Source organism: Bifidobacterium callitrichos DSM 23973, from assembly GCF_000741175.1.
In the GTDB taxonomy this organism is placed as follows: domain Bacteria; phylum Actinomycetota; class Actinomycetes; order Actinomycetales; family Bifidobacteriaceae; genus Bifidobacterium; species Bifidobacterium callitrichos.
This window is the reverse complement of the sequence record NZ_JGYS01000003.1, coordinates 120,004-133,048: the sequence shown is the minus strand read 5'-3', so window position 1 is coordinate 133,048 and position 13,045 is coordinate 120,004. Positions and strand designations below refer to the sequence as shown.

The following is a 13,045-nucleotide window of genomic DNA, read 5'->3' as shown; positions in this document are numbered from 1 at the left end:
GTCTACGCGTCCCCTGCCGGGTATAGTCTGAACTGTTCTTTTCCAAGACGAACGATGACGAAAGAGGGACGACAATGGTTGACGCACATGACGCCGAAACCTACAGCGCGAAGGATTCGCGCCTCATCTGGATCGACTGCGAGATGACCGGACTCGACATCTTCGGCGGCGACGAGCTCGTCGAAGTGTCGGTCGTGCCCACCGACTTCGACCTGAACGTGCTGGACGAGGGGGTCGACTACGTCATCAAGCCGAGCCGGAAGGCCGTGGATCACATGAACGACTTCGTGCGCCAGATGCACACACGCTCCGGACTCATCAACGAGTGGGAGCACGGTCTCACGCTCGAGGAGGCCGAGCAGAAGGTCACCGAGTACGTGGCGCGCTTCACCCCGGACGGCGTGCGCCCGCTGCTCGCCGGCAACACCATCGGCTCCGACAAGAAGTTCCTCGACCACTACATGCCGAACCTCATGAGCCACCTGCACTACCGCAGCATCGACGTGAGCACCCTCAAGGAACTCGCTCGCCGCTGGTACCCGGCCGTGTACGAGAACCGCCCGCCGAAGAACGGCGGCCACCGCGCGCTCGCGGACATCATCGAATCGCTCGACGAACTGCGTTACTACCGTGCGGCCGTCATGGCCGCCGCCCCCGGGCCGGACGCCGCCGAAGCCGCGCGCATCCGCGACGAGATCGTCGCGACCAGCCTGAACAACCAGTGAGACCGTCTCCGAGGGGCTGATCGATGCGGCAGAGCGAGGCGTTGGCGATTCTGAATGCCGGGGCGAACGTGTTTCTGACGGGTGCGCCCGGCGCCGGCAAGACGTACGTGCTCAACGAGTTCATCCGCGGTGCGCGCGCAGACGGTGCCGACGTGGCCGTCACCGCCTCCACCGGCATCGCCTCGACGCACATCGACGGCCAGACCATCCACTCGTGGAGCGGCATCGGTCTCGCTAACGTGCTCACCGCAAGCCTGCTCAAGACCATCAGAACCCGGCGCCGCCGCCGAATCCAGGCCGCCGACATCCTCGTCATCGACGAGGTGTCGATGCTGCACGCCTGGCTGTTCGACATGGTCGATCAGGTGTGCCGTCAGGTCCGGCACGATCCGCGCCCCTTCGGCGGTCTGCAGGTGGTGATCTCCGGAGACTTCTTCCAGCTGCCGCCGGTCTCCGTCTCCGGACGCGACCGCGACGTGCTGCCGGTGCGCCCCGAATTCATCGCCTCGCGTGAACGGTATGCGCGCGCCGGACTCAACCCGGAAGGTTCGTCACCGAATCGCTCGTCTGGGCCGAACTCGATCCGGCCGTCTGCTACCTGACCGAACAGCATCGTCAGGACGACGGCAAGCTGCTCGGCGTGCTGAGCGACATCCGCTCCGGATGCGTCAGCGACGCGGACCGCGACCTCCTCGTCACCCGCCTCGGCGTCCGGCCGGCCGAAGGCGAGGTGGCCGTCCACCTGTTTCCCGTCAACCGTCAGGCCGACAATCTCAATGACGTGAAACTCGCGCGGATCAACGCCGAGCAGCACACGTTCCACGCCGAACAGGCGGGTCCCGCGAACCTCGTCGACCGGCTCAAACGCAACATGCTCGCCCCCGAACAGCTTGTGCTCAAGGAGGGGGCGGCCGTCATGGCCCTGCGCAACGACACCGACCGCCAGTTCGTCAACGGATCGCTCGGCACGGTGCGCGGATTCGCCGCCGACAACAAGGGCGGCTGGCCGATCGTCGAATTCGAGAACGGCAACATCGTCACGATGAAACAGGCTACATGGGAGATGATGGACGGCGACGAGGTGCTCGCCTCCGTTTCGCAGGTGCCGCTGCGCTGCGCATGGGGCATCACCATCCACAAGTCGCAGGGCATGACGCTCGATCGCGCGGTCATGGATCTGAGGCGCACGTTCGCGCCCGGCATGGGGTACGTGGCGCTCTCCCGCGTCGAATCGCTGGACGGACTGTATCTGGAGGGCGTCAACAACCGCATGTTCCTCGTCTCACCCGACGCCGTCATGCTCGACGGCGATCTGCGCGAGGCGTCCGCCGCCGCATCCGACCTGCTCGCCGACCAGGGCGCCGGCGCGTTCAAGCCGTCGGCGCTCGCGTCCGCTGCCGACGACGAATTCGCCCAAGAGTCTCTGTTCTAGCGTCCTATTGTTGGGGGGATTCGGGATGTCGCATATTGAAAAACGATATAGTATTATCGAAATGCAATGCAATCGTACTGTATGGCGATAATCGCTATGTACTGCATGATTGCCGGCGAAGCGTCGTCCGGCGGTCGGCGAAACGGCAAGGGAGTGAACCATGGCTGACATGTCGAACGAGATATGGCCCGAATACCATCCCACCGCCATAGCGGTGCTCAAAGGGCTGATCGTGGTTATCGAGATCGGTTGCCTGTGGGGGCAGTATGTACTGGTCGTCGCCTCGGGCGACTTCATTCAGGTGTATCCCGAGTTCGCGCCCGCCCGATGGCCGTATGCCATCGCCGGAATCTTCGGAGTCCTGTGCTTCGAGGCTGCGCTGGTGCCCCTATGGCGTCTGCTCACCCTGGTGAAGCGGCGTGACGTCTTCTCCGGCAAGGCCGTCACATGGACGAACGCCATCATCGTGTGCGCGCTCGCCGAGGCCGCGATCGTCGTCTTCGTGCTGCTCTATGGGTCCATCGCCCAATTCCCGTATCACGATCCCTCCAGCGGGCAATACGTGGATCTGGCCATGGGATCCGCCGCGTTGGGGATGGCGTGTCTTGGGGCGTTGCTGCTCATCGCCGCGTTCATACTGCTGCTCATTGTCATGCGTTCGCTGCTGGTGACCGCCATCGCCCAGCGCAGCGAACTCGCGGAGGTGATTTGACATGGCCATCCGCGTGAACCTCGACGTCATGCTCGCCAAACGGCGTATGAGCGTCAACGAGCTCGCCGAGCGCGTGGGCATCACGCCCGCCAACGTCTCCGTGCTCAAGAACGAGCGGGCCAAGGCGGTGCGTTTCACCACGCTCGACGGCATCTGCCGCGCGCTCGACTGCCAGCCCGGAGACATCCTCGAATACGTGGACGAACGTCATCAGCAGTGACGCGATGCGTCCGATGCGGCCGTCATACCGTGACGGTTGCCGGATGGAGCGATATGAGGGATTCAGCGCCGAAATTGGTCGAAATCGTGCTGGGTCCCGCAAATCCCGAGGACTCAGCACGATTCTCAGTGGTCTTTACGCTGAGTTCCGCATACGTCCGTACCTGAGCGGATATGGGACGCCGTGCAGACAAGACCATGTCACGTGGAATCAATTGTTGATGTATAACAAACGTTGACAATTGCATCTGAAACAAGTGCGAAGATGTGTTGGAAGCTATACAATGAAAAACGTCAAAGAGATCAGACGAAAACTACGTGAAAAGAGTTTATGATGTAGCATATTTAAAGCATGCTATTATTATGGTCGAATGGAATGTATCGTGAGGCTAAAAACGAGTCTGCCTCACGGCATTGTGAGATTGATTGAATGGGCGGGTGATCGGGATTAAAGTAGGAATAGTTGATAATGATCACATGTCTCTCAGTGTCCTAGGACAGATGGTTTCAAAGGATCATGAATGTCATATATTGTGGCTGCTTGATTCCGGGGAAGCATTGATAGGTAAATGCCTTGATGAACACGTTTGGCCTGATGTTATATTGATTGATGCTGAACTTGGTGATTCGTCGGGTATAAGTTTATGCCGAAGATTGAGGGAGGTGAATTCATCTGTTTCTGTGGTAATAATAACATCTTATCCGCTTCGGAGATATTATTACAGAGCGATTATGGCCGGAGCTCAGGGGTTGATACACAAAAGCGATTACAGATACTTGATACCGGTATTGCATGAAGTGCATGACGGGAGTGCAATGTCCGTATCGACGTTCAGGGACATGTCTGAAGTGACTGGTGCTGATGGGATAACTATTTCATCGCAAGAAAGCGGAGATGACGATCGTCCTCCTGCTCCTCAAGAATGGTTCAAGTCGGCTTCGGATAGTTATGACATGCGCCATTCGCGTAAATATAAGGACAAATCTTGTCTTAACTATATGGAAGAGATGGTTCTTCGTCTGTCCGCCGAAGGAATGACTCAAAATGATATTGCTAGAGAAATTGGAATATCCTCCACTAGCGTTCGGACTTATTCATTACGGGCGAGGAGAAAGCTGAAATCGAAGACTTTGATACAAGCGGTGGTTACATGGTTGTCGATTAATTCATAGAGGTGATCTATCGTGGATAAGATCAAGACGGCGGTTCGTCGTCATAAATGGACGATGGTTGTTTCCTTTGCTGTGTTGTGCTACAGCATTATCCAAATATATGGTTCTGGATATTTTTCGTTTGCACTGCCTGTTGATATTGTTTTATTTCTTGCGGTATATATTCTACTCATTGCACTATTCGCTGTTTTGCCATGTGTGGCAAGTCTGCTGCTTGTCGTGTTGCGCGTTGTGGTTGCTTTTCTGCCGAATGATTTGTATACCCTTCAGGCATTGGGTGTGCTGATTGCGATCTGCTTTCTTGCATATATTTTGCCAGTAGTATGGTCATCTTGTGTTCTTTTGGTCTTGTGTTCGATGCTTTTATTGTCCGAGTATTGGCTTCACCATGATATACAACAGATTATGTCTGTCATATATCTATGCATAATCTTCTTTTGTATCGGAAGGGCTATTCTTCGTATTCGTTTGGACAACAATGACTTGGTTAAACAAGTCAGATCACGAAACCTCATGTACAGAATATATATGTCTGAAGCACTTCATGATAAGGTGACCAATGAGTTATCTTCGATTATTCTCATGTGTGGACGCTCACATGATGATAGCTCTGGTGAAATGGATGCGAAGAGTGTTGCTGCCGTTGAGTTGTGCGCTCAAAAAGCTTTGCTCAACACGCATCGTGTCATGAATCTGCTTGTAGATGAAAGTGATCCTCATCTCCCAAAAACGGGAATGCTGAATTCTGATAGTATCAGTCACTTTCTAGTTGAATCCGACACCTATCTTCATGACATGGGATATGTGGGTAAATCTGTCTTCAATAGTGTTAGAAAGCACGATGTCATATATCCTGATGTGACCCTTGATGTACTCAAGGAGTTGTATGTAAACATTGAAAAATACTGTATTGTGAGTAGTGGTGCATATGATTTGAAGATTGTTGATGAAGGGGAATGTCTCACTATCTGCAGTTCCAATGCTATTTCCACTAAGAAGAGCGAAGTTCGATCCTTCGGATTGGGGACTGGGTTGAAATCGATGCAGTCAAAATTGTCTATGCTGGGAGGCAGTGTGCAGTATTCTGTCGAAGATGGCCGTTGGCATGTCAAGGTGACCATCCCGCTGAATTCCGTTGGTTGCTCTCGTCAGCTACCTGACTGATGCATGCTCCCGTAAGGAAAGGAGTCTATGCTTAGAACGGAGAGGCGGGGATCGTATGACGAGACGATTGGTGCGGACTCTGAAAGGCCAGATGCTATGACGGGGAATCGGACGGCGCGAAATGGCGATAATGGTCGTGACTCTGCCTACGGTGACGAGATCGATGATCCGACTCTTCTGGACAATCTGTCCCATTCTGACGAGTCTGTTGATGAATCGAGCGAGTCGATGGAGGACGACCTTTACGCGGCCGCGAAGCCTGGGCGCGGAGACTTCTCTGAGAGCTCCTCACAGAGCGATGCCGGGAGCGGCGCTGGGAGACGCCACGCCGATGTGCGTCGCCTGCGCACGCCGATCGTCGTCGCGGTGATCGCGTTGTTCGCGGCGGGACTGGTGTTCGCCGGGTGGACGGTCACGAGTTCGGTACTGACGTCGCAGCGTCACGCGCATGAAAGCGCACTCGCCGGATGCCGCGCCTCCCGCCGCGCGTACACGGAGACCGCCACCACGTTCACACCGACCCTCGCCACATCGAAGACGCTGCTCGACAAAACCAAGGGATTCGACGACAGCGAGACCCGCGAACGACTCCAGCAACAGGTGAACCGTACGGACGGCATCGACTTCACGGCGCTCGCCGCCGCCGACTGCACGGACGACATGTCCACCGCGGCGCTGGACGACCTGTCCGACCGGTACGGCATCGCCGACACCCAGATGGACACGGCCCTCATCTCCATGCCGTACGACATGCAGACCCTGCAGGGCATTCTCGATGGTCTGACCGTCAGGGACGCGCGTGCACGACTTGACACGCTCCTCGACAAGGCGCGCACCGCCTATACGCGATCCGACGGCAAGGCCGACAACGCCCTGCGCGCCGTACTCAAGCAGACCATCGACGCGGCGCAGCATACGCTCGACACCACGTCCACCACCGACGCGGCGACCATTGCGAACGCGACCGGACCGCTCTCCGACGCCACGGACAAGGTTATTGCCGCCATGCCGCTCGACTGCCATTTCATCAATTGCGTGGCCCTGACCTTCGATGACGGCCCCAACAAGCAGCGCACGCCGAAGATCCTCGACGAGCTCAAACGGGCCAAGGTACCCGCCACGTTCTTCCTGCAGGGCCAGTTCGTCAACGGCTCCAACGTGTCCCTCGTCAAACGCATGATCGCCGAAGGACACTCCGTCGGATCGATCTCATGGCGGCACACGCAGATGCATGCGATGAGCGCCGACCAACTTGCCAAATGGTTCAAGGACACCGACGACGTGATCTCGCAGGCCTCAGGCAAACCCGTCACCCTGTTCCGCCCGCCGGACGGTGCCTGGAGCGACGCCCTGCGCGCCGCCGCGAAAGCCAACAACCAATCGATGATCATGTGGAGCGTCGACTCCGGCGACTGGGACGGCAAGGCCACGGCCTCCGCAATCGCCAAACGCGTGGTCTCCGACGCTGCCCCGGGTTCGATCGTCGCCCTGCACGACGGCAATGCGGCAACCGCCAAGGCCTTTCCCGAGATCATCAAGGGACTCGAGAAGAAGGGCTATCATCTCGTCACCGTCGACACGCTCCTCGCCGGCGCCATGCAGCCTGTTGAGCCCGGCGACATGATCTACAGTCTCGACAGCGTCGACGCCGTACAGCAGGGTGGTCAAGTAGGCGCCGCCAGCTGAGTCCAGCCGAATCGGTCATCGTCGTGCGATAGGCGATCGCGAGACGCGGACATCCAACGACGACTACCATAGGACGTGAAAGAGGTGGTCGTTATGGTGCGTGCCGATTTCGTTCGTCTGGCAGCGGTGGCCGGAGCCTTCTACCCCGATGATCGCGTCGTATTGAAGAAGATGATCAGCCGACAGCTCGACTACGGGCGCGAATTGCTTGCGAAGCTGGAGGATGACGGGAACGACGGCGATTCCCTGCCGCAGGGCGCCCCGAAGGCGGTGATCGTGCCGCACGCCGGATACGTGTACTCCGGCACGACCGCGGCGCTCGCCTATGCGCTGCTCGAACGCGGACGCGGCACGATCCGCCGCGCGGTGATCGTCGGGCCTACGCATCGTGTACCGGTCCGCGGCGTCGCCTGCTCGTCGGCCGTCGCGTTCGAGACCCCGCTCGGCACGGTGCCGATCGACGTCGCGTCCGAACGTCGCGCATTGGGACTGCTATCCGGCGATGACGCGGACAGGCCTGACGATGTCGGAGGCGCGTTGCGCTCCGGCATGTGCGCGCTGCCGGACGCACCCGCCCCTGCGCTCATCGTCGACGATCCGACGCACGCGCAGGAGCATGCGGTCGAAGTGCAGATCCCGTTCCTCCAGACCGTGTTCGGACCGGATCTCGAGATCGTGCCGCTCAACGCCGGCGACGCCACTCCGCGCGAGGTCGGCGACGTGCTGCGTGCCCTGTGGGGCGGTCCCGAAACCGTCATCGTGATCAGCTCCGACCTGTCCCACTACCATCCGCAGGAGTATGCGCGCGAACTCGACGACGAGACCATCGACGCGATCGCGCACCGTCGTGGTCCCATCCACCCGCGTCGCGCGTGCGGCGCATACCCGGTCAACGGCCTGCTCGACGTGCTGACACGCGGGCTGCATCCCGATTCGTCTCCGGCATCGCAGGGGAGCGCCGCAGGAGACGACGTCGCCTTCGACCTGCGGCTGCTCGGCCGCAGCACCTCCGGCGACGACGGCGTGGTCGCGCTCGCCGGCGAGCCACGTCCCGCGATGCGCGACCCCGACGAGGCCGTCGTCGGCTACTCGTCGTTTGCGATCTGGCAGGAGAGCGAATCCGCAGGTGGCGTGAGGACTGCGGAACGCGATGCGGCATCGCGGAACGGATCGGATCCCGCATCCGAGCAGGAAGCGTCCGGCCACGATGCAGGCCACGGTGTCGACCGTGACGCCGACCACGGCACCGTGCTCCTCAAACTCGCCCGAGCGGCCATCCGCGAACATCTCGGACTGGACGACGACCCCGCCGACCGTCCGAATGCGATCATCGCACGCCATTCGTGGCTCGACGAACCCGGTGCGAGCTTCGTCACCCTAACCGAACAGGGCGACCTGCGCGGTTGCATCGGCACGCTCGAGGCATACCGGTCGCTGGGCCGGGACGTCGCCGACCACGCGGTCGACGCGGCCAGCCGCGACCCGCGGTTCATGCCCGTGACGTCACGCGAATACCCGCTGCTCGACGTGGAGGTGTCGGTGCTTTCGCGCCCCGAACCGATCGCCGTGCGCTCGCGTACGGAACTCGAGCGCGCGCTGAAGCCCGGTGAGGACGGGCTCATCCTCGCCGACGGTCGCGGACGCCGCGCCACGTTCCTGCCGCAGGTGTGGGAGCAATTGCCCGACCCGCACGACTTCGTCTCCCATCTGCTCGCCAAGGCCGGCATCACGCCGAGCCTCGACTGGGATCACAGCGAGATCGAGTGCGAACGCTATGGGGTGACGGCCTATGCCGAGCGGGAGTGACCTGCGGCCACAGGACACCTTCGGCCCGGCCCTCGGCCGCTGGCAGACGCGGTTCGACGACGGTACCGGCCGCGCCCGCTGCGAACTGTGCCCGCGCCGTTGCGTGCTCAAGCCCGGACAGCGCGGCTTCTGCTTCGTACGCTCCAACCATGACGGCGTGATCGTGTCCGACACATACGGCCGCAGCTCCGGATTCGCCGTCGACCCGGTCGAGAAGAAGCCACTCAACCACTTCCACCCCGGCTCCAGCGTCCTGAGCTTCGGCACGGCCGGATGCAACTCCGGATGCCGGTTCTGTCAGAACTGGGACATTTCGCGCGCTCGCGATTACGATCGTCTCGGCGTCGAGGCGAGCCCCGAAAGGATCGCGCGCGTTGCCGCCGATCGTGGCATCGACTCGGTCGCGTTCACCTACAACGATCCGATCGTGTTCGCCGAATATGCGATCGACACCGCCTACGCATGCCGTGCGCGCGGCATCCATCCGATCGCCGTCACCGCCGGATACATGGCCGCGCCCGCCCGCGCCGACTTCTACGATGCGATGGACGCCGCCAACATCGACCTGAAGGGCTTCACCGAGGACTTCTACTGGAAGGTTACCGGCACGCACCTGCAGGACGTGCTCGACACCATCGACTATGCGGTCAACGAGGCGCGCATCCCGGACGGGCGGCACGTGTGGGTGGAGCTGACGACGCTGCTCATCCCCGGCCTCAACGACGACGACGCGCAGCTGCACGCCGAATGCACGTGGATACGCGAGCACTGCGGACCGGACGTGCCCCTGCACTTCTCCGCGTTCCACCCCGCATGGAAGATGACCGACGTGCCGCCCACCCCGCACGCGACGCTCACCCGCGCCCGCGGAATCGCCCTGGACGAGGGACTCCACTACGTCTACACCGGCAACGTGCATGACACCGACGGCGACACCACCTACTGCCCGAACCCGTCCTGCCGAACGCCGCTCGTGGTGCGCGACTGGTATCGGATCATCGACGACCGGCTTACGGGCGGGACTCCGGCAGGAGAGAGCGGGAACGATGGACGTGATGCGGAGGGCGTGCGATGCCCCGAGTGCGGGACCGTGATCGCCGGCAGGTGGTGATCTCCCCGCCGGCGGGTGATCTCGGGTGATTGCGGGCGATCGTGGGAGGGCACGCGGAAGGATACGCGGGCAACGGGCGTGCGGATGGGCAGGCCGATGTACATCACCCGCTTGTCGGTTGACGCGAATATCTTGGAGCGTATGACTTCCAATACCCTTCGTATGTCTACCCTGTTCCTGCGCACCCTGCGCGAGGATCCCGCCGACGCGGACGTCGATTCCGCCAAGCTTCTGCAGCGCGCCGGATACATCCGCAAGGCCGCGCCCGGCATCTGGACCTGGCTGCCGCTCGGCCTGCGCGTGCTCAACAAGATCGAGGACATCATCCGCGAGGAGATCAACGGCATCGGCGCCCAGGAGGTGCACTTCCCGGCCCTGCTGCCGCGTGAACCGTACGAGGCCACCCACCGCTGGGAGGAGTACGGCGACAACATCTTCCGTCTCAAGGACCGTCATCAGGCCGACTACCTGCTCGCGCCGACGCACGAGGAGATGTTCACGCTGCTGGTCAAGGACATGTACTCGTCCTACAAGGACCTGCCCGTCACCCTCTACCAGATCCAGACCAAGTACCGCGATGAGTTCCGTCCGCGCGCCGGCCTCATCCGCGGCCGCGAGTTCATCATGAAGGACGCCTACTCCTTCACGATCGACGAGGAGGGCATGCGCAAGGCGTACTACGACGAGCGCGGCGCCTACGAGCGCATCTTCCAGCGTCTCGACCTCAAGTACGTGCCCGTGTTCGCGATGTCCGGCCCGATGGGCGGCTCCGCCTCCGAGGAGTTCCTCGCCCCGATGGCCATCGGCGAGGACACGTTCGCCCTCGCCCCGTCCGGCAAGGCGTGGAACGTCGAGGCGCTGCACACTCCGGAGCTGCCGGAGATCGACGCCTCGAACACTCCGGCGATGGACATTCGCGAGACCCCCGATTCCAAGACCATCGAGGCATTGGTCGACACCGCCAATCGTCTCTACCCGCGCGAGGACGGCCGCGAATGGACCGCCGCCGATACGCTGAAGACCGTTGCCATCACGGTGATGCACGCCGAGGATGAGGACCATGACAAGCCGTGGCGCGAGGTCATCGCCGTGGCCGTGCCGGGCGATCGTCAGGTGGATATGAAGCGTCTCGAGGCGCAGTTCGCTCCGTCCGAGATCGAGGAATCCACCGAGGAGGACCTGAAGGCCCACCCCGAGATGGTGGCCGGATACATGGGACCGATGGCGTTCGGCAAGCAGGGCGAGGCCGCGGGCGTCGCCGAGCCGGTGCGTTTCTTCGTCGACGCGCACGTCGTCAAGGGCTCCGAATGGATCATCGGTGGCGACGAGGCCGGCAAGCACCGCTTCCATGCGGTCTACGGCCGTGACTTCGAGGCCGACGGCACCGTCGAGGCCGTCGAGGTCCGCCACGGTGATATGAGCCCGGACGGCTCCGGCCCGCTGAGCTTCGAACGCGGCGTCGAGATCGGTCAGGTCTTCCAGCTCGGTCTCAAGTACTCCAAGGCTTTGGACTTGAAGGTCCTCGACCAGAACGGCAAGGCCGTACCGGTGTGGATGGGCTGCTACGGCATCGGCGTCTCTCGTGTGCTCGCCTGCATCGCCGAAACGCATCACGACGATCGCGGCCTCGCATGGCCGACCGTCATCGCGCCGGCGCAGGTCCACGTGGTCGCCACCGGCAAGGACGAGAAGGCGTTCGAAGGCGCTGAGAAGCTGGTCGCCGATCTGGAGGCCAAGGGCGTCGAGGTCATCTACGACGACCGCAGGAAGGTCTCCCCGGGCGTCAAGTTCAAGGACGCCGAGCTCATCGGCGTGCCGGTCATCGCCGTGGTCGGCCGCGACTACGTCAACGACGGCACCATCGAGATCCGCGATCGCGACGGCGAGAACAAGGTCGCCGTGCCCGCCGATCAGGCCGTCGACGAGCTGGCGAAGCGCATCTGACGCTTCCGGCATTCCTTTTGCGGCTCCCCTCGTCAGGGGAGCCGTTTTTTATCCACAACACGCCCGTGGTGCCAGGCTCCGCCCACATATTTCGACCGGTCTTGCTCGTGCGCCGTGCTCCGACGCACGCTGGGAGCACCGAAGAACGGCCGTCCGTGATCACACGCGCGGGTGGGCCGTCTCTTCGGTCCATCATCGATCGCATCGGCCAACGAGGGCCGATCGCATACGGAAAGGACCAATCGACATGGGCATCCAGCAAATTCAGGTGACCGTCACCGGCAATCTCGGTGCGGACCCCAGATCCTTCAGCAAGAACATCGACGCTCCCGCCTGTTCGTTTCGCATCGGGGTTACTCCACGATTCTATGACTCGGGTCTCGGGCAGTGGCGTGACCGCGAGACCACGTGGGTGGGTGTGCGCGCCTATCGCACGCTCGCTTCGAACATCCTGGGATCGCTGCACAAGGGCGATCCCGTCATCGTGACCGGCACGCTTCATTCGGAGCGCTGGCGCAAGGAGGGCGAACAGACCGACCGGTTCACGCCGGTGATCGACGCCGTCGCCGTCGGTCACGACCTGAGTCAGGGCGTCGGCCGATTCCGCCGTGTCGGACGCGAACAGCCCGCCTCGGACGCGTCGGATTCGGAGCGGAACGATCGGAACGGGCAGAACGTCCCCAGCGGGCAGGGAGCGGATTCGTACGCCAATGCCGGAGCCGATGGTGCCGGCGCTCCCAGCAATGATCCACTGCCGGGTGCCTCGACGCCGATCCGCCCGGTCGACATCCTCGGCGCGTCGCAGGATGACGATGCCGCTGGCACCGAGGTGTACGGTGCCATGAGCGAGGACGAGTCCGTCGACGGCGCAGCCGAATACGACGACACGACCGTGGACGACGACGGTGTCATCCACGACGAATCCACGGATTCGACGGTTGCATCGGCTGCTGCGGTTGCGGATTCGTCGGCTGCGGATGAAGGCGATGCCGGTGATCGCACCGTCGCCGATACCGCTGAGAACGGTTCGGATCCGTTCTGACCTCCGACCTCTGACCTCCGCCATAGCCGAA

The 13,045-nt window shown here is 61.5% G+C and carries 10 protein-coding genes and 1 pseudogene; all 11 read left to right on the top strand.

Features of this window, described 5'->3' with window-relative positions; translation table 11 throughout:
- The first annotated feature begins 74 nt into the window (after positions 1-74).
- The 11 genes and pseudogenes from orn (at position 75) to BCAL_RS12085 (ending at position 13,014) form a co-directional block, all read left to right on the top strand.
- Positions 75-725, top strand: a complete 651-nt coding sequence (gene orn / locus BCAL_RS02390; protein ID WP_043164915.1) for an oligoribonuclease — start codon at positions 75-77, stop codon at positions 723-725.
- A gap of 23 nt (positions 726-748) precedes the next feature.
- Positions 749-2,157 (top strand): annotated as a pseudogene (locus tag BCAL_RS02385) (DEAD/DEAH box helicase).
- Positions 2,158-2,317: 160 nt separating this feature from the next.
- Positions 2,318-2,869 carry a DUF2975 domain-containing protein gene (locus BCAL_RS02380; RefSeq protein ID WP_052119044.1) on the top strand — a complete coding sequence of 184 codons (552 nt, stop codon included), beginning with the start codon at positions 2,318-2,320 and terminating at the stop codon, positions 2,867-2,869.
- 1 nt (position 2,870) lies between these two features.
- Positions 2,871-3,089 carry a helix-turn-helix domain-containing protein gene (locus BCAL_RS02375; RefSeq protein ID WP_043164917.1) on the top strand — a complete coding sequence of 73 codons (219 nt, stop codon included), beginning with the start codon at positions 2,871-2,873 and terminating at the stop codon, positions 3,087-3,089.
- A 437-nt stretch (positions 3,090-3,526) separates the two neighbouring features.
- Entirely contained in the window at positions 3,527-4,261 is a 735-nt protein-coding gene (locus BCAL_RS12555; RefSeq protein ID WP_223847551.1) for a response regulator transcription factor, read from the top strand.
- Positions 4,262-4,273: 12 nt separating this feature from the next.
- Positions 4,274-5,425 carry a sensor histidine kinase gene (locus BCAL_RS13060; RefSeq protein WP_150393824.1) on the top strand — a complete coding sequence of 384 codons (1,152 nt, stop codon included), beginning with the start codon at positions 4,274-4,276 and terminating at the stop codon, positions 5,423-5,425.
- Between the two features lie 228 nt (positions 5,426-5,653).
- On the top strand, positions 5,654-7,111 hold the full coding sequence (locus BCAL_RS02370; RefSeq protein WP_052401184.1) for a polysaccharide deacetylase family protein: 1,458 nt from the start codon (positions 5,654-5,656) through the stop codon (positions 7,109-7,111).
- Positions 7,112-7,204: 93 nt separating this feature from the next.
- Positions 7,205-8,917, top strand: a complete 1,713-nt coding sequence (gene amrB, locus BCAL_RS02365) for an AmmeMemoRadiSam system protein B (RefSeq protein ID WP_043164918.1) — start codon at positions 7,205-7,207, stop codon at positions 8,915-8,917.
- Positions 8,901-10,028, top strand: a complete 1,128-nt coding sequence (gene amrS / locus BCAL_RS02360) for an AmmeMemoRadiSam system radical SAM enzyme (RefSeq protein WP_081887197.1) — start codon at positions 8,901-8,903, stop codon at positions 10,026-10,028. Before amrB ends, amrS begins: the two co-directional genes overlap by 17 nt.
- 141 nt (positions 10,029-10,169) lie before the next feature.
- Positions 10,170-11,972 (top strand): proline--tRNA ligase, encoded by a 1,803-nt coding sequence (locus tag BCAL_RS02355; RefSeq protein WP_238549597.1) that lies wholly within the window; start codon positions 10,170-10,172, stop codon positions 11,970-11,972.
- A gap of 247 nt (positions 11,973-12,219) precedes the next feature.
- A complete protein-coding gene (locus tag BCAL_RS12085; protein ID WP_052119046.1) occupies positions 12,220-13,014 on the top strand; it encodes a single-stranded DNA-binding protein in 795 nt (264 codons plus the stop codon).
- Positions 13,015-13,045 lie beyond the last annotated feature (31 nt).